The sequence below is a fragment of the Paenibacillus sp. FSL R5-0378 genome, from assembly GCF_038009285.1.
GTDB classification, from domain to species: domain Bacteria; phylum Bacillota; class Bacilli; order Paenibacillales; family Paenibacillaceae; genus Paenibacillus_AQ; species Paenibacillus_AQ favisporus.
On the sequence record NZ_JBBPAY010000001.1, the window covers coordinates 1,974,764 to 1,990,707 of the forward strand.

The 15,944-nt window shown below is 49.3% G+C and carries 23 protein-coding genes; 20 read left to right on the plus strand and 3 right to left on the minus strand.

The features are described from left to right. Positions 1-103 precede the first annotated feature (103 nt). From MKY74_RS09230 to MKY74_RS09325, 20 genes are all read left to right on the plus strand, one after another. Positions 104-748: an HAD hydrolase-like protein gene (locus tag MKY74_RS09230; RefSeq protein ID WP_076173349.1), complete on the plus strand. Its 645-nt coding sequence runs from the start codon at positions 104-106 to the stop codon at positions 746-748. A gap of 60 nt (positions 749-808) precedes the next feature. Then, positions 809-1,327: a GNAT family N-acetyltransferase gene (locus MKY74_RS09235; RefSeq protein WP_076173348.1), complete on the plus strand. Its 519-nt coding sequence runs from the start codon at positions 809-811 to the stop codon at positions 1,325-1,327. Positions 1,328-1,430: 103 nt separating this feature from the next. Next, the gene (locus tag MKY74_RS09240; RefSeq protein WP_076173347.1) at positions 1,431-1,820 is read left to right on the plus strand and encodes a hypothetical protein; all 390 of its coding nucleotides are present in this window, start codon (positions 1,431-1,433) and stop codon (positions 1,818-1,820) included. Between the two features lie 199 nt (positions 1,821-2,019). Then, complete coding sequence (comI, locus tag MKY74_RS09245; protein ID WP_019419116.1) at positions 2,020-2,115, plus strand: competence inhibitor ComI; 96 nt, start codon at positions 2,020-2,022, stop codon at positions 2,113-2,115. 303 nt (positions 2,116-2,418) lie between these two features. Then, entirely contained in the window at positions 2,419-2,910 is a 492-nt protein-coding gene (locus MKY74_RS09250) for an NUDIX domain-containing protein (protein ID WP_076173346.1), read from the plus strand. Between the two features lie 44 nt (positions 2,911-2,954). Then, complete coding sequence (locus MKY74_RS09255) at positions 2,955-3,599, plus strand: HAD family hydrolase (protein ID WP_076173345.1); 645 nt, start codon at positions 2,955-2,957, stop codon at positions 3,597-3,599. A 4-nt stretch (positions 3,600-3,603) separates the two neighbouring features. Then, positions 3,604-4,092 (plus strand): GNAT family N-acetyltransferase, encoded by a 489-nt coding sequence (locus tag MKY74_RS09260; RefSeq protein WP_076173344.1) that lies wholly within the window; start codon positions 3,604-3,606, stop codon positions 4,090-4,092. Between the two features lie 68 nt (positions 4,093-4,160). Further along, the gene (locus MKY74_RS09265) at positions 4,161-4,616 is read left to right on the plus strand and encodes an NUDIX hydrolase (RefSeq protein WP_076173343.1); all 456 of its coding nucleotides are present in this window, start codon (positions 4,161-4,163) and stop codon (positions 4,614-4,616) included. 43 nt (positions 4,617-4,659) lie between these two features. After that, positions 4,660-5,046: a VOC family protein gene (locus MKY74_RS09270; protein ID WP_076173342.1), complete on the plus strand. Its 387-nt coding sequence runs from the start codon at positions 4,660-4,662 to the stop codon at positions 5,044-5,046. Next, complete coding sequence (locus tag MKY74_RS09275) at positions 5,043-5,609, plus strand: ATP-binding protein (protein WP_076173341.1); 567 nt, start codon at positions 5,043-5,045, stop codon at positions 5,607-5,609. The genes MKY74_RS09270 and MKY74_RS09275 overlap by 4 nt, the downstream gene beginning before the upstream one ends. 108 nt (positions 5,610-5,717) lie before the next feature. Further along, positions 5,718-6,317, plus strand: coding sequence for a GNAT family N-acetyltransferase (locus tag MKY74_RS09280; RefSeq protein WP_076173340.1), 600 nt, complete (start codon positions 5,718-5,720; stop codon positions 6,315-6,317). A 66-nt stretch (positions 6,318-6,383) separates the two neighbouring features. Further along, positions 6,384-6,965: a DJ-1/PfpI family protein gene (locus MKY74_RS09285; RefSeq protein WP_076173339.1), complete on the plus strand. Its 582-nt coding sequence runs from the start codon at positions 6,384-6,386 to the stop codon at positions 6,963-6,965. A 136-nt stretch (positions 6,966-7,101) separates the two neighbouring features. Then, positions 7,102-8,034 (plus strand): cysteine synthase A, encoded by a 933-nt coding sequence (cysK, locus tag MKY74_RS09290; RefSeq protein ID WP_076173338.1) that lies wholly within the window; start codon positions 7,102-7,104, stop codon positions 8,032-8,034. Between the two features lie 49 nt (positions 8,035-8,083). Then, entirely contained in the window at positions 8,084-8,470 is a 387-nt protein-coding gene (locus tag MKY74_RS09295; protein ID WP_076173337.1) for a tautomerase family protein, read from the plus strand. 16 nt (positions 8,471-8,486) lie between these two features. Beyond that, positions 8,487-8,897, plus strand: a complete 411-nt coding sequence (locus MKY74_RS09300) for a hypothetical protein (RefSeq protein WP_076173336.1) — start codon at positions 8,487-8,489, stop codon at positions 8,895-8,897. Between the two features lie 57 nt (positions 8,898-8,954). Beyond that, complete coding sequence (locus MKY74_RS09305) at positions 8,955-9,725, plus strand: nucleotidyltransferase domain-containing protein (RefSeq protein WP_076173335.1); 771 nt, start codon at positions 8,955-8,957, stop codon at positions 9,723-9,725. Positions 9,726-9,762: 37 nt separating this feature from the next. Beyond that, positions 9,763-10,335 carry a GNAT family N-acetyltransferase gene (locus MKY74_RS09310; RefSeq protein ID WP_084204040.1) on the plus strand — a complete coding sequence of 191 codons (573 nt, stop codon included), beginning with the start codon at positions 9,763-9,765 and terminating at the stop codon, positions 10,333-10,335. 62 nt (positions 10,336-10,397) lie between these two features. Next, positions 10,398-11,420: a phosphotransferase family protein gene (locus MKY74_RS09315; protein ID WP_341011959.1), complete on the plus strand. Its 1,023-nt coding sequence runs from the start codon at positions 10,398-10,400 to the stop codon at positions 11,418-11,420. An 18-nt stretch (positions 11,421-11,438) separates the two neighbouring features. Then, a complete protein-coding gene (locus MKY74_RS09320; RefSeq protein WP_167372900.1) occupies positions 11,439-11,579 on the plus strand; it encodes a hypothetical protein in 141 nt (46 codons plus the stop codon). Between the two features lie 86 nt (positions 11,580-11,665). Further along, on the plus strand, positions 11,666-12,211 hold the full coding sequence (locus tag MKY74_RS09325; RefSeq protein ID WP_076173334.1) for a GrpB family protein: 546 nt from the start codon (positions 11,666-11,668) through the stop codon (positions 12,209-12,211). A gap of 53 nt (positions 12,212-12,264) precedes the next feature. Here MKY74_RS09325 and MKY74_RS09330 read toward each other — a convergent pair whose 3' ends face one another. The 3 genes from MKY74_RS09330 to MKY74_RS09340 all read right to left on the minus strand — a co-directional run bounded on the left by MKY74_RS09330 (position 12,265) and on the right by MKY74_RS09340 (position 15,813). Beyond that, on the minus strand, positions 12,265-13,281 hold the full coding sequence (locus MKY74_RS09330; RefSeq protein WP_076173333.1) for a substrate-binding domain-containing protein: 1,017 nt from the start codon (positions 13,279-13,281) through the stop codon (positions 12,265-12,267). A gap of 178 nt (positions 13,282-13,459) precedes the next feature. Next, positions 13,460-14,641 (minus strand): glycoside hydrolase family 130 protein, encoded by a 1,182-nt coding sequence (locus tag MKY74_RS09335; RefSeq protein WP_076173332.1) that lies wholly within the window; start codon positions 14,639-14,641, stop codon positions 13,460-13,462. Next, complete coding sequence (locus MKY74_RS09340) at positions 14,638-15,813, minus strand: AGE family epimerase/isomerase (RefSeq protein ID WP_076173331.1); 1,176 nt, start codon at positions 15,811-15,813, stop codon at positions 14,638-14,640. Before MKY74_RS09340 ends, MKY74_RS09335 begins: the two co-directional genes overlap by 4 nt. Positions 15,814-15,944: the final 131 nt, after the last annotated feature.

The window sequence follows — 15,944 nt, forward strand, 5'->3', positions numbered from 1 at the left end:
ATTGGAAATCAAATAAGGGTGGTTCGATGAAAATCATTCATAGTTCAGATGAAGAATACACCATTGCAAAAACAGCAATTAGAAAGCAGGTAGAAACTAGCTCATGAGATACAACCATCTTTTATTTGATCTGGACGGCACGATTACGGACCCTAAGATAGGGATTACCAAGTCGGTACAATATGCACTGAACAAATTCGGGATCCAAGAGGATGACTTAGATAAGCTGGAGCCGTTTATCGGTCCCCCGTTGAAAAACTCGTTTATGGAAATCTATTCTTTTTCAGAAGACCAGGCGCTGCAAGGCGTTGAATATTATAGGGAGTATTTTAGGGAGCGCGGAATGTTTGAAAATGAGCTGTATCCCGAAATGCAGAGCGTGCTGAAGCAGCTGCAGGACGACGGATTTACGCTGTATGTCGCCACCTCTAAACCGAAAGTGTTTGCGGATGAGATCCTCAAGTATTTTGAAGTTGACCTTTTCTTTGAATGGGTCGTTGGCAGTCATCTGGACGGGACGCTGTCCGACAAAACCGAAATCATTACATACATTCTCCAGAACAGAAACCTTGTGAAAAGCGAAGTGGTTATGATCGGCGACCGACAGCACGATATGATCGGGGCCAAAAACAACGGGATTGACTCTATTGGAGCTGAGTATGGATATGGAAGCGACGGAGAGCTGCTCCGTGAAAATTGCACTTATTACATCAAGAAGATCGAGGACATCCTGGGTATAGTCTATTAGGAATGGTGCGGCACGGACGGTCAGACGACAAAACAAATGTGAATGAGGAGAGCAACCGAGATGAATGTACGATTAATCAAACCTACGGCAGAACTGCAAGAGGAGTACCTCTCTTTTTATCTGGACTGGAAGGAAAGCAACGAACCGATTGTGCCTTGGGTCGTTTCGAAGGATCCTGCGGATTTTGCAGGAATGATCCGGTTTTTAGAGGACAATGAACAAGGCAAGGACCTGCCGGATGGATATGTAAGGAACTCCACGTTGTGGCTGGTGACGGAGACGAATCGGATCGTTGGAGCCGTAAATATACGACATGAGCTTAATGAAAAATTATTGGAAAGCAGCGGACATATCGGATATGGGATCCGTCCTTCGGAAAGGCAAAAAGGCTACGCCACCCAATTGCTCTCCTTATCCCTTCAAGAAGCCAAGAAGCTTGGAATACATAAAGTGTTGGTGGTCTGCGATGCCTATAATATAGGCTCCAAGAAGACGATCCTCAACAATGGCGGGATTCCAGACCAGGACTTTATTGAGGAAGACGGAAATGTCTTGAACCGTTTTTGGTTCGAGGTCTAAGGGCAGCACAGACCGGAAAAGAATACTTCCGATGACATGGCTCACGGACCGCCAGAGGAAGAAGCGGATTTTCACCCAGTAGACTTCAGTGAGAGGGAGTGGGATGACAGTGTTGGTATCCATATCGGCGATGGTATTCACTATTTTGATTGTTATTGTGGTGCTTTTTCAACTGGCTTTGGCACTAGGAATGCCATGGGGAAGTTATGCGATGGGTGGAAAGTTCCCGGGGAAATACCCGCCGGGTATGCGAGTGGGGGCGATTGTCCAGGCTATCGTTCTTCTCGCCATCGCGGCGATCGTGCTGAGCAGATCGGGCTTATTCGTTCCGTCGTGGGATTGGTTTGCCAACAAAGCGATCTGGTTTGTGGTTGCTTTTTCAACGATTTCAACCGTGCTGAACCTGATTACTCGAAGTAAATGGGAAAGAAGGATCTGGGCGCCCGTCTCTGTGTTATTGCTTGTGACGAGTGTGATTGTTGCGGTGGGGTAACTATGTTAGATCAGGCGGATGTGGATGTAAGAGAGAGGCTCAAGGAGCAGCTGTTTGGGGAATCTTCATAAGATTCTTAAGGATTCACAATCCTGGAGAAAGTGACGGGAACACTTGTGCGTATATGTATTAAAAGGTAAAATATAACTACAATTGAATCTTGGGTGGGCATGGTTTCCCTTCGAAAGGAGGTGAAGCCATGGAAGTAAAAGACGCATTAACGATCATGTTCCTATTTGGGACGTTCATTCTTGCTCTTTTAACATACATCAATAATAACAACAAGAAAAAGTAAAAACCCACCCAAAGGTTGGAAGCAAAAGGTGGGTTTTTTCCTTTATACTGACTAAGAAGGGGGATCCCATCCAAGCCAATTGTATGGACCAAGTGTTACCAGCACTTGGTCTTTATTACATATATAATAACACAAAAAAAATATGTATCAAAGATGATGCAATTTAGGATTTGATCTTTTTGTAGGTGCGCATTTGAAGGATTGTAAGGAACGCGAACAATTATAAAGATCCGTAAAGACATTAAAGGAAATGGTCCGAATCATTTTGAAGTAGCGAGACGGATCAACGAGGAGGAGAGCGTTATGTTTTTCGTTAATGTTAGGGCCATCATTGAACGCGTTCACCGTAACCAAACGGAAATCATTCTTCAGACCCGTAAAAAGCCGGGTGAAGAATCGTTGGAATTGCCGGGAGGCAGATTAGAGCTATTTGAACCCATCCTGGATGGATTAAGGCGCGAAGTGCGCGAGGAAACAGGGCTCACCATCGTCGAAGTCGAAGGGAGCGAAAAAAGGATTGATACGCGCGGGATCAACCCAGGGTTTGAGGTGGAGTGCGTCGAACCCTATTGTGTATACCAGACCATCAAAGGTCCGGTTGATTCCGTTGGCATGTACTTTTTATGCAGAGCGGAAGGGACCTTGCTTCGAAATGGCGACGAAACGGCGAATGCCAGTTGGAGACCGGTCGATGAAATCCAGAGGATGATGAAAGAGGAACCAAGACAGTTTTCCGATGTGGACCGGGCTGGAATCATGTATTATTTGAAGCATAAGTTTGGGTTGTTACAGTAAAGTAAAGCCATATAACTGCAGGTTGGGCGAAAGGGAGGAACTTCATGAACCGCGCATTTATTTTCGATATGGATGGCGTCATTATTGACAGCGAACCGATTCATTTTGACGTGGATATTAAGACATTGGATTACTTTGGTGTGAAAACGACAGAACAGGAGCTGGAGCGGTTTGTCGGGATGACGAATCCCGAGATGCTGGGCATTTTCAGGCAGGAGCACAACTTGGTGCATACGATTCAGGAAATGATTGAGTATCAACTGAATATGAAAATGAATATTCTCAATAATCTCGAAATAGAGCCTATAGAAGGCATTCGGGAGCTGATTGCTCAACTTAAGCAGCGGAATATTCCGATGGCGGTCGCTTCGTCTTCTCCGAGGATTTTTATTGAAGGTGTTCTTGGAAAATTCGGGCTGAGCCATTTTTTCAAGACCGTGGTCAGCGGTGAAGAGGTTCCAAAAGGAAAACCCGCACCCGACATTTACCTCGAGACAGCAAAGCAGCTTGGAGTCGATCCGCAAAATTGCGTCGTTCTTGAAGATTCAAGAAACGGGGTAATCGCTGCGAAGAAGGCCGGCATGAAGTGCATCGGATATCTGAATCTGAACTCGGGGAACCAGAACCTGGACCAAGCGGATATCACGGTACATTCTTATGATGAGATCAAGCTTGGGGAGATTTTTTAAGCAGATGGAGGTTCTGGTTACTAGAGCAGCCGAGTCGCAAAAAGAATTATTAGCAAACTTACTACAGTTCTATGTATATGATTTTACCGAATTCACTAATATCGCTATTGGCGAAGACGGGAGTTATCCAAAACTGCCTGAACTGGATGCTTACTGGGACCCTGCCAGTGGGCATCATCCCTATTTGATTAAAGTGAACGGTGAAATAGGCGGGTTTATTTTAACAAAAGAAATAGAACATCCCAGAAAGTACAGCCGATTGTGCCATTTCTTTATTCTTCGCAAATTTAGGAGGCTGGGAGCCGGTACAAGGGCTGCTGTAGACTTTTTGAAAAGTAGTTCGGGGGAATGGGAACTAAGCCAACTTAGCAGCAATATTCCAGCTCAGGCGTTTTGGGATAAGGTCATAGATAAAGTAGGCGTTGAGGGCAAGGTCAGCGTAAGGATAGAGGAGGGCAGAAGGTATCAAAATTTTATTGTGAAAATGGGATAAACTCATGCGCTAATGAGTATGGCTCCCAGGTGAATATTTCGTTATATCTCATGAAAGGGGGGATTAGGATGCCAATTTGTATCAATCAGAATGGGGATGTGTTTGACGAATTTCTGCCCGTGTCCGAAGAGGAAGCAGCCCAAATGAACCTGGATTTTCCGATTACTCACGCCTTGGTCGTTGCCAGAAATAAGGACGGATTTTTGCTGCTCCATAATACATGGAAAAATCACTGGGAATTACCCGGCGGAATATTGGAGCCTGGCGAATCTCTTCGGGAATGCGCTATTCGCGAGATGGCTGAGGAGACCAATCAAACCTCGGATCATGTTACATTTAGAGGAATGATGAAGTTCCGGTTAAAGGACGGCAGGATCGAATACGGTGGATTGTTTTGCGCGGATATTGACCAGGAGAGGCCTTTTGTCATCAATAATGAAGCGAGCAGAATTGTATTCTGGGATGGTCAACAAGACATCGGTTATATTGATGAGATCGACAAGGAATTATTGAAATATTATTAAGCCAAACCTGGTTGATCCGTGAATAGTGAAGGGAGGAAGTATTTTGAATCATCTCGTAGAGAACGTCGATCACGTGCAATTGCCGGTGCAGGATATTCCGCAAGCGGTTGAGTGGTATAACAAAGTGCTTGGTCTTGAAGTGATGACGGTGTACGATCATGCGGCTTGGTTAAAATTTAACTCTGGTCCGGTTCTGATGCTGCATCGCAGCACAAAAAATGAGCGGACATTTTGGCTGGCGGAAGATGGATTTCCAATGCCGTCATTCATGTTTATCACCCGGCAGATCGAACGCCTGCACGATACCCTGCAGGACAACGAAGTACATATCAGGCAGTACGAAGATCACGGATTCGGCTGGGTCATCAAATTCGTCGATCCGTTCGGAAATGAGCTGGGTGCCTACCAGCCGAAGGATCAACCGTCATGAGCAGGCTCGTCGTTCTGACCGTTGGGGTAACCCATAGCGGTAAATCGACGTTTGCCCAAGCCTTGGAAGGACAAATGCCGAACTCCCTGGTCATTGATCAGGACAACCATGCGGACTTTATCAATACCCATTACCGGGCTCTGCTGCCAAAACAAGGACCTAATCGGATCAAATATGCCGTGACTCAGACCATTGTGGATTATGCGGTAAACCAGACCTCTTATCATCTCATCCTGTGCAATTCCAACCGCCATCGCCATGCCCGCCTCAAACTGATTGATTATTACCGAAATCACGGGTTTACAACAGTTATCGTTTATTTTGACCTTCCGGATGCGGTCCTTCAAGAACGGGTAGCTCACAGCCAGCGCAGCACTTCCATCTTCAGCAAAGCTTCTTCCTTTAAAGCCGTTTTGGATCGGCAGCAGGCGGAGTCTCCGGACAGCGGCGTCATAGAGCCCACGGTAGGAGAAGCGGACCATTTCTTTGTCATCCGGAACGGTGATGATGCCGGTGACGTGATTCGTCAGGTTGCTGAATTGGCAGCACCCAACTTCGACTGAAAAGGGACAGCGTTTCGATGAGAAAGACCTTGCTGCAATCTATCGTTTTCTCGGCAGTCTACGATCATCATTTCCACTTTAGTTATCCTCACAAGGAGGACCACGAATTTGAATACAGACACGCTATTCGACACCTTTCCTACCTTACACAACGACAGCATTGAGCTGGGTAAAATCGAACCGGCCCATCTAGATGACCTATACGAAATTTATTCCAACGACCGCGTGTTTGACTACTGCGGGATCATCCCCAAGCACAATAAAGATACGGTGAAAAAGTTGATCGGGCATTTCGAACGCGACTATAACAAAAAATCGAGAGTGAAGTGGGGCATCTTTATCCCGGACTCCTCCCGAAAACTGGCCGGTATTGCCGAAGTGTATGATATCAACTCCAAAGTGAATATGATGTCCATCGGCTACTTTTTAAATGAAGATTATTGGGGGCAGGGCATCGCCACGAAAGCGGTGCAGCTGCTGACCGGCTATTTATTCGAACAGGTGGGGGTCAATCGGCTGCAGGCCGAAGTGATGCCGGCGAACGATGCTTCCAAGCGCGTGCTACAGAAGAACGGTTTTATGCTGGAAGGCACGTTAAGGCAGGCAACCGTCTGGTCGGGTAAAGGCGTTGTCGATTTGGAGATCTACGGCTTGCTGAAAGAAGAATATGCTGCCTCCCATACGGCGTTGAGCAGTTCAAAAATTTAGAAGAGCCCGGGGTTCGTTTCAGATAGCTATAATCCTAGGCTGCCCTTTCTGAGAGGATGATTCGGTTTGAAAATTGCGCTCGTATTGTTCGATGGCGTTACGTTTCTGGATTTTGTTGGCTTTTATGATGTCATCTACCGCCTGCGGCAGTTTGAGCCAACGAAAGATACGACATGGGACATTTGCGGCTTAACGGAAGAAGTGACGGATGAGCTGGGAATGCGGGTCAGCGTAAATGTAATCCGGCCGGATTTATCGGCGTATGACCTGGTGTTCATCCCTGGGGGAATGGGAACGCGAAAGCTGCGGGAGGATGCGGATTTTATCAACTGGATTCGAACAGCTGAATCGGCGGAATTCAAAGTGTCCGTATGCACGGGTTCGCTGCTGTGGGGAGCTGCGGGGTTTTTAAAAGGACGGAAAGCGACGACCCATCCCAACGTCTACGACTTGCTGCAGCCTTACTGCGAAGAGGTGGTTCAAGCCCGGATTGTAAAAGATGGCCATTTCATCACGGCTGGCGGGGTGGCCACCTCCATTGACCTGGGCGTATACGTCATTGAACGATTCGCAGGAGCAGAAGCGGCGCAGCTCGTGAAAAAGCAGATCGACTACCCTTACCAAGCCGCCGGTATTGTAGAGGTATGACCAGGGCAGCGCGGGTAAGCAGCCTGTCTTAGGTGCTTCACGGGTCGCATGGATTGTTTTTATTTTCCGGAAATGATAACTTGAAGTAATGACCAACGGAGGAAGTTGGATTTTATACTCAGGAGTGTTAACGGAAATGACAATCGCCAAGAACTTGACTGATCTTATAGGAAATACGCCGCTGCTGGAGCTGGGCCATGTGATGGAGAAGCACGAGCTTCAGGCGACCCTCATTGCGAAATTGGAGTATTTTAACCCGGCAGGCAGCGTAAAGGACCGCATCGGTTATGCCATGATCAAGGATGCCGAGGAACGCGGACTGCTGAACAAGGACTCGGTGATCATCGAGCCGACGAGCGGAAATACCGGGGTAGGCTTGGCTTTTGCGGCAGCGGCTCTCGGTTACAAGCTGATTATTACCCTGCCGGAGAGCTTTAGCCTGGAGCGCCGCAAGCTGCTGCTTGCGCTTGGAGCCGAACTGGTGCTGACACCGGCGAATGAAGGGATGGGCGGTGCCATCCGCAAAGCCGAAGAAATCGCGGCATCCACCCCGAACTCTTTTATTCCGCAGCAATTTAACAACCCGGCCAATCCGGCGATTCACCGGATGACGACAGCAGAAGAGATTTGGAGAGATACCGGCGGAGATGTGGACATTTTTGTCAGCGGCGTCGGGACAGGCGGCACGATCACTGGCGTTGGTGAAGTGCTGAAGGAAAGAAATCCGTCCGTGCGGATCGTGGCGGTGGAGCCTTTTACCTCGGCGGTTCTGTCCGGAGGAAAGAAGGGTGCACACCAGATTCAAGGCATCGGAGCGGGCTTCATACCGGATAACTTCAACCCGTCCATCGTCGATGAGATCATCCAGGTCAAGGACGAAGACGCGCTGGAAACGGCCCGTTCGCTATCCAGATGGGAAGGACTGCTGGTGGGCATTTCGTCCGGGGCTGCCGTGTACGCGGCCATTCAATTGGCCAAAAGACCGGAGTATCACAATAAACGGATCGTCGTCCTGCTGCCCGATACAGGGGAAAGATATCTCTCGACGCCACTTTTTCCTAACGTGTAGCCCAATCAGCATCCCGGGATGATTCTATTTCATGGAAGGGGAGAGACGGATGGCTCAAATTAAAATTTTCGGTCTGCGTTCCACGCTGAAACCGATCCAGGGCGCTTTTTCGGATGTGCTCCATGCCTGTGCCGTGGAGGCGCTGCAGCTGCCTCAGGATAAAAGGTTTCACCGGTTCTTTTTCATGGATCAAGAAGACTTCATCTACCCCGGTGACCGCACCGACCAATATACGATTATTGAAATCAGCATGTTCGAAGGACGATCCGCTGCCGCGAAAAAGCAGCTGATCCAGCTTCTTTTCGAAAAAATTCCCGCCTTGGGGATCGGCGTTTCCGATCTGGAAATCACGATTTTTGAAACACCGAAAGCGAATTGGGGAATTCGCGGCCTTCCGGGGGACGAGCTGCATCTCAATTATCGGGTGGACGTATAGAGCAAGGGGAGCGGCAATGGACAGGGAAATTGAGGCAGACTTTATCAAGCGATTTTGCTGGAAAGAAGTTCGAGAGAGACTGATCTACGAGCTTAGTTCGGAAAAGAAACGAAAGCATGCATTAAGCCGATTTTCGCATCGGTATGAAGACCTCTTCATTCTTCGGCGTATGATCGAAATTCCTAAACCCAATTCGGATGTTCAGCATATTTACGAAATATTGCTGAATCATAAGGCAGACAATGTTTCCTACTGCATTTCGTGGAATGTTGAAATTGATGGGAAAAAGCTGCCCCTGCTTGAAGCGCTCCAGGCTGCTGTTGGATATGGGCAACCGTCCATCCTTATTTGCGGGGAGGGGCTATCTTATTTTGAAGCAGAGCAGGAAGCAGGACCTCCGCGAAGGTTTCTTTTAGAGGGCGATTGAAACTTATCATCAAAAATGTAGAGTATTCCTTTCATATGTAACGGAAGGAGGCAAGCAGTGAAAGAGATCATAAAGCAGAGTCTAGTAGAAATTGAACAGAAGCATCAGGTGAAGATTCTTTTCGCTGTGGAATCAGGAAGCCGTGCATGGGGTTTTCCTTCCAAAGACAGCGACTACGATGTTCGTTTTGTCTATGTGAACAGACCCGAATGGTACCTGTCTATCGATGATAAACGGGACGTTATCGAACTGCCCATAAACGATATGCTGGATATCAACGGATGGGACATCCGAAAAGCGCTGAAGCTGTTTAGAAAGTCCAATCCTCCGCTGCTCGAATGGCTCGTTTCTGACATCGTTTATGATGAAAACTATGGATTTAAAGACGAATTGTTAGACATCAAAGAGAAGGTGTTTTCTCCCAAAGCATCCATGCATCATTATCTAAGTATGGCGCAAGGGAATTTCCGTGAGTATTTGCGCGGTGAGCATGTGAAGATTAAAAAATACTTCTATGTACTTCGGCCCATTCTGGCATGCAAATGGATCGAAAAGTATAACACGAGTCCTCCGATTCTCTTTCAGGATCTCGTTGCGGATTTAATTTCAGATGAGTCCCTTTTAGAAGAAGTTCATTCGCTCTTAAGCCGCAAGATGGCTGGGGAGGAACTGGATTATGAAAAGCGGATTGATCGCATTAATGACTTTATCGAAGCCGAAGTTGAGCACGTTATCGATTTTTTGAAGGACTTTAAGTCAGAACTCCAAGATCCGACGCCGCTGCTGGATGAGCTGTTTCGAAAGTATTTGAAGGTCGTTTGGAGCTAGTGCCTAAGAGAAGCGCTTTAAATGGGGAGGCCCATGGATGATGGATGCAGGAAAATTATTTTCGAGTCCCCCAACATTTGAAACGGCGAGGCTTTGGATTCGAAGATTGGAACTCTCTGATGCCGCAGATTACTTTGAGCTCGCAAGCGATCCGGATGTGTCGGCTGAAACCGTATGGGACCGGCATCATTCCATAGAGGAGTCCATCGATTACCTAACCAGAGTCAATCAAAGGTTTGACATGAAGCAGGCGATTCATTGGGGGATTGTCGAGAAGGCCAGTGGCAAACTGATAGGCAGAACTGGCCTCATCCATGTTGATCCGGTGCATGAAAAAGCCGAGATTGGTTATGCGTTGGCCAGAGCTTATTGGAGTCAGGGGATCGTCACGGAAGCGACGAGGGAAATCATGCGGTACGCTTTCGTCCAAGCAGGATTCCATCGGCTGGAAGCCAGATGCAACGCCAGCAATCCGGGGTCTTACCGGGTGATGGAGAAGCTCGGGATGAGCTTCGAGGGAGTGCTGAGGGAACAGCTGAAGATTAAGGGGAAGTTTGTGGATCAACGAATGTACTCCATTTTACGGCGGGATACGGAATGGAGTGTCTAAGTGTTTGAGAATAACTTTGGACAGCATGGATTCCCGCGGTTATAGCTTGGAACTAGCTGGAGGTGGGTGGACTGACAACCGAAATCTTTTTTTCGTCCAGAACACTGGGGGACATTTCAAACCATCAGCTCCAGTTGATGCTGGACCGCTTTGCATTAGGCAGTCTGATATCTTCTGAAATGACGCCAAACGGCGTAGGAAAACAAACGTTACTTATACAATCCACAACCGGCAAATATGTGCTGAAAGGCAACCCGCTCTACACAGGGCAATTCATGGAAGAGAAATACTTCGTGGACCAATTATCCAAGCGAACCCAACTGCCAGTCCCCGTTCCTTATATCGTAGACGAATCAACAGATATCTTTGGCTGGAGTTATGCCATCATGCCCCGCCTTACAGGCTGCCACATCAATGATTTGGAAGGACTGCAGGACGAAGAGAAACAGCAAATAGGCATTCTTTTGGCGAGGACACTTCACGAATTACATCAGTGGAAAACAGATCGGTACGGTGAATACGATGCCGCCGCGCGGAATATACGTCCGTTTGCAGAGGGTTATCAAGCGTGGCTATATGGTCGTATAAAATATTGGCTGGAAGATGCCAAAAAGTATTCAGATGTTTCGTCCATGGATATTCAATGGGTCGATGACATGTTGTTCAACTCGCTGAAGGCATTTACGAATTGTTCCATTGTCCCCTCATTCGTCATGGGAGATTTTAATCCAAACAATATTTTGGTTCAAATGGATACGGGTGCTCCCAGGGTTAGCGGTATTTTTGACTTCACCATGGGGTATTTCGCTGATGGACTGGCGGATCTCCCGCCAATGCTATCCAGCTTCCTGGATGACGGGGAAATGGAGTTGGCAAAGTCCATGTTGAACCAATATTATCGTCTCACTGCGGAGAAAGAGTTATTTGTGGAGCGGTTAAAAATACACATGCTGCACCAACGGATTTTAGACTGGGGATGCGCCTACGCAACCCGTCAGGTGACATGGGACCCTGTGCTCCCATTTTACCAATGGGTTGAAAAATACACGGATTCCTTACAGGAACTACTGGAGCAGCAGTTATAACGATTGGAGGACGATCACATGTTATTTCTGTTTGTCATCCTGCTGATCGCTCTGGTTGCCATCATCAACAACCAATATGCAAGCCTGAAGAAGATGGATGCGCTGCAGCAAACCCTGCGGGAGATCAGCGAAAAATTAAGCGACCGCAGCAGGGAGTAACGCCGGCGCGCATCCGATCCCAATGAAGACAGAGAGGCGTCCTGTGTGGATTCCTCTCTTTTGTGTCGCCAGGAAAGGAGCCAGATATGGAAAACCAGTGGAGAATTGAGCCGTATGATCCGGCGTGGAGACATCTCTTTTCTGAATTGGGGATGAAACTAAGAGGAGCCTTGGGGGAGGTTGCCGTGAGAATCGACCATGTGGGTTCGACCTCTATTCCCGGGATGGATGCGAAGCCGATCATCGATGTTCAGGTGTCGGTAGCGGCATTGCAGGATGTTGCGCGTTTCCGGGACAAGATGGAGTCTGTCGGTTTTGTGCACAGGGAGGATAATCCCGACCTGACGAAAAAATACTTTCGTGAAGTTCCCGGCACTCGCAGAACGCATATCCATGTACGGCAGGCAGGGAGCTGGTCCGAGCAGCTGACCCTATTGTTCCGGGACTATCTGCCCGAGCATCCCCAAGACTGCCAGCGTTATGCGGCCGAGAAGTATCGCCTGATGCAGCGGTTTCAGCACGAACGTGAGAAATATGTGGAGGGAAAGGGTCCTGTCGTATGGGAGATTCTGCAGAGAGCGCATAATTGGTCGCAAGCGGCCGGCTGGACGCCGCCGAAATCGGATGCATAGCGAAGCGGAAGATCAGCATGCCGCAGCATCGTAAGGTGGGATCACGGTCCGACTCAATCTGTAGAGCCTGCTTTCTTGACGGAGTTTCTGTAAATGATTTTGCCTTGAACAAGAACGCGGCCGAAGCGCATTTCCGGCGAGCTGATCTTCTTCAGCAGGGAATGAACGGCGGTCTGGGCCATTTGCGGCGTATCGACCTCTACCGTCGTCAGGTGCGGTTCAGTCAGGGTAGCGAACACATCATTATCAAACCCGACCACCGAGCAGTCCTCGGGTACACGGTAACCCTGCGATTTGAGTTTGAGGACGAGCAAATGGGCAACACGGTCGCAGTTGCAGACGAAGGCGGTAGGCATATCCTCCGGCAGTTCCATATCGATCAGCGTTCCTTCCTCATCACGGTCATTGACGATCCAGTGGTTGTTCAACGGGATTCGGTGCTCGAGCAAAGATTTATAGTAACCCAGGTATCGGTCCTGGATGCTGCTGGTCGAATACAGATTGCCGACGTAGCCGATCTTCCGGTGTCCCTGCTGGACCAGATAGTTCGTGATTTCATAGGCGCAGTAGAAATTGTCGGTCGTCACCGAGTCGATGTCGGAATGCTCGTCATAAAAGTCGAGAAACAGCTTCGGCTGTTCCATATGCTCCAGCGCTTCGATATAAGGCTTACTGATCTGACCAAGGAGGATGAATCCGTCCACTTTGCGGTCATAGTAGATGCGCGGCAGGTGGAGCAGCTTCTCGTCTTCGGCGGACAAAATATGCAGAATGCCGTCGTAGCCGTATGGCTCAAGGGCCATCGAAATCTGCTGATACACTTTCAGGTAAAAAGACTGCGTCTGTCCGGTAAAACGCTCGGGAATGACGACGCCGATGTTATAGGTTAAGCCTTCTTTCATCGATTTGGCGACTTTGTTGATGCGGTACCCCATTTCGTCCGCGAGCTGCTTGATCCGCTCCTTTAATTCGTCGCTGACGCCTTCCTTGTCATTCAAAGCCTTTGAGACGGTGACGCTGCTGACGCCCATTCGCTCGGCGATGTCCCGCAAGGTGATATGCTTGTTCATTCCACCATCTCCTTACAACAATTGGTTATTCGAAAAAGGTCCGTTACATTGAACGCCGGCTGCCTTTGCGGCAGCCGGACGCTCCATACATCATATAGTACAAGTATATCCTGCTTTGGCAAACGAATAAAGAAAGATGTATCTAAATAAGGCCGGGTTGTACAGTGTTGGTTATAACTTAAGCGCGCTCGCCCAGCAGCTGTTCGTTCTGTGCGATCAGCTTGGCGCGCTGGGCCGCATTATCCAGCGAACGGAACTCATCCGCCGGCGTGTTGAACGTGTAGTCGACCAGCCGGTCTACCGTCGTTGTGGCCACATGGATGCGGGTATCGCTTGAAGCATAATAAATAAAGACCTCATTCTTCTCGTTGACGACGGCTCCGTTGCAGAAAATCACGTTCGAGACGTCTCCGACGCGTTCGTCATCGTACGGTGCGATGAAGTGGCCGCCTGGCTTCGCAATAACTTTGGCAGGATCGTCTAAGCTGGTTGCAAAGGTATACAGGACATAGCGGAGACCCGCCGCCGTGTTGCGGACGCCGTGGGCGATGTGGATCCAGCCGCGGTCGGTTTTGATGGGAGCCGGCCCTTGACCGTTCTTCACTTCGTACACCGTATGATACCGGCGCTCATCGATCACCGTCTCCTGGTCAATGACCGGATTCAGGATGTTATCGCACAACCCGAAAGCAATCCCGCCGCCCGAACCGGTGGAAATGAAGCCGTCCTGTGGACGCGTGTAGAACGCATATTTGCCGTCCACGAATTCCGGATGAAGCACCACGTTCCGCTGCTGCGGTGAACCGGTCTGAATGTTCGGCAGACGCTCCCAGGTTTTGAGGTCCCGGGTGCGGACAAGTCCGGCCTGCGCTACAGCGCTCGACGTATCATAAGCCGGTGCGTCCGGGTCCTTTTGCTCGGAGCAGTAGATCCCGTAAATCCAGCCGTCCTCATGCTTGACGAGGCGCATGTCGTACATATTTGTTTCGTTCGGGTCGATATCGTCCCAGACCAGCGGCTGATCCACGAAACGGAAGTTATCGATTCCGGTCTCGCTCTCAGCTAGGGTGAATATCGACTTGCGGTCCAGACCTTCGGTCCGTACGACCAAAATATATTTACCATCGTGATAAATAGCTCCCGGGTTCAGCGTGGCGTTAATGCCCAGCCGCTCCATAAAGAACGGATTGCGCTCCGCATCCAGGTCAAACCTCCAATGGATCGGTACGTGGTGGCGGGTGACCACAGGGTACTTGTATCGGTCATAGACTCCGTTGTAAAACTCCGTATTCCGCTCATTGGGCCGGGACAACAGTTCCTCCTGGCGGGAAGCCAGCTCGGCGTATTTTTCATGGATCATGCTTCATTCATCCTTTCAATCATTTCGATACAAAATCGGCTGTTATGATAAGGGCACTTCCAAGGTCCGGCTATTTCGCGGCGGTCCGGCTGCCCGTCCGCCTGAACCGACCAATACCATTCGCCGCCGCCTCTAGAGTCAATGATATGGGTCTTCGTATACGTCCACATCCGGTCGATCATGTCCAGAAAACGGGTATCGCCCGTCCGCTGATAGGCATTGTAGAAACCGACCATAGACTCGGCCTGAACCCACCAAATGCGGGTATCGTCGATACGGTCCCCATCCTGCTCGTTCATCAGGGAGCCGTCTTCCGAAACTGCGGTATCGGCGATCTGATAAGCGATGTCTACCACCATCTTCGCGTAATCGGCATGGTCGGAACCGATGACTTTCATCGCATCGTCAATGAGCCAGCTGGCTTCGATGTCATGACCGAACGAGGTCAGGTCCAGCAGGGAGTTCCAGCTGCGGTCAAAAAATACGTTCAGACGCTTTTTCTCTGGATCATAAATCCGGTTGTAGAGCATGGACAGCAAATTCTCCAGTGCGGAGCGGACCCGGGGATCCGGCCATGCGCGATACAGTGTCGTATACGCCTCAAGCACATGGATGGTGGTGTTCATCGTGATGTCCGCGTTAATTCCATTTTCGCTGAGCATTTCGTTTGTGCGCTCATGCCACTCGCGGTCAAACTCTTCTTTATAAGCCTGAATGCCGGTGTCGTATCCCTTCTCTTCAATCAGCCCGAAAAGCTCGCGTGCCAGCTCAAGCGCCTCCGCATCGCCGGTGGCCCGGCTGTATTCGCTGAGCGAGTAGACGGCGAAAGACTGGGCATACACATGCTTGCGCGTGTCCAGCGGCTGTCCCTCATGATCGACCATCCAGTACATGCCGCCGTGGTCCCGGTCAATGAGCCGGTCCTTCAAAAACGAATAGGCATGCTTTGCATGGGATGCCCATATCTCATCGCCGGTTACCCGGTAAGCTGCGGAAAAAGACCACAGCTGGCGCGCGGTGGCGATGCCGCCCTTGGGAGCTTGGGTGTCTGTTTGTAGGTCTACGCTCACTTCACCGTAATATCCCCCATGCCGGTCATCCCGCAATCCCGCCCAAAAGGGGAGGATATGCTCGGTCCATTCCCTGCGGATTTCCTGTTCAATGGATTTCAACGCACAACACACTTCCTTTTATTAAGTTATCGTTAACTTTACAAATTAATATTAATAATCGTGTAACGATATTGTCAATGGGAAAAGAGAAATGACGACGTTATACAAGAAACCGCAGCAGATAGAGTGGG

Excerpts from the sequence above, each read along its gene's own strand:
- MKY74_RS09230 (WP_076173349.1), top strand. The coding sequence starts at position 104 with ATGAGATACAACCATCTTTTATTTGATCTGGACGGCACGATTACGGAC.
- MKY74_RS09235 (WP_076173348.1), top strand. The coding sequence starts at position 809 with ATGAATGTACGATTAATCAAACCTACGGCAGAACTGCAAGAGGAGTAC.
- MKY74_RS09240 (WP_076173347.1), top strand. The coding sequence starts at position 1,431 with ATGACAGTGTTGGTATCCATATCGGCGATGGTATTCACTATTTTGATT.
- comI (WP_019419116.1), top strand. The coding sequence starts at position 2,020 with ATGGAAGTAAAAGACGCATTAACGATCATGTTCCTATTTGGGACGTTC.
- MKY74_RS09250 (WP_076173346.1), top strand. The coding sequence starts at position 2,419 with ATGTTTTTCGTTAATGTTAGGGCCATCATTGAACGCGTTCACCGTAAC.
- MKY74_RS09255 (WP_076173345.1), top strand. The coding sequence starts at position 2,955 with ATGAACCGCGCATTTATTTTCGATATGGATGGCGTCATTATTGACAGC.
- MKY74_RS09260 (WP_076173344.1), top strand. The coding sequence starts at position 3,604 with ATGGAGGTTCTGGTTACTAGAGCAGCCGAGTCGCAAAAAGAATTATTA.
- MKY74_RS09265 (WP_076173343.1), top strand. The coding sequence starts at position 4,161 with ATGCCAATTTGTATCAATCAGAATGGGGATGTGTTTGACGAATTTCTG.
- MKY74_RS09275 (WP_076173341.1), top strand. The coding sequence starts at position 5,043 with ATGAGCAGGCTCGTCGTTCTGACCGTTGGGGTAACCCATAGCGGTAAA.
- cysK (WP_076173338.1), top strand. The coding sequence starts at position 7,102 with ATGACAATCGCCAAGAACTTGACTGATCTTATAGGAAATACGCCGCTG.
- MKY74_RS09295 (WP_076173337.1), top strand. The coding sequence starts at position 8,084 with ATGGCTCAAATTAAAATTTTCGGTCTGCGTTCCACGCTGAAACCGATC.
- MKY74_RS09300 (WP_076173336.1), top strand. The coding sequence starts at position 8,487 with ATGGACAGGGAAATTGAGGCAGACTTTATCAAGCGATTTTGCTGGAAA.
- MKY74_RS09310 (WP_084204040.1), top strand. The coding sequence starts at position 9,763 with ATGATGGATGCAGGAAAATTATTTTCGAGTCCCCCAACATTTGAAACG.
- MKY74_RS09320 (WP_167372900.1), top strand. The coding sequence starts at position 11,439 with ATGTTATTTCTGTTTGTCATCCTGCTGATCGCTCTGGTTGCCATCATC.
- MKY74_RS09325 (WP_076173334.1), top strand. The coding sequence starts at position 11,666 with ATGGAAAACCAGTGGAGAATTGAGCCGTATGATCCGGCGTGGAGACAT.
- MKY74_RS09330 (WP_076173333.1), bottom strand. The coding sequence starts at position 13,281 with ATGAACAAGCATATCACCTTGCGGGACATCGCCGAGCGAATGGGCGTC.
- MKY74_RS09335 (WP_076173332.1), bottom strand. The coding sequence starts at position 14,641 with ATGATCCATGAAAAATACGCCGAGCTGGCTTCCCGCCAGGAGGAACTG.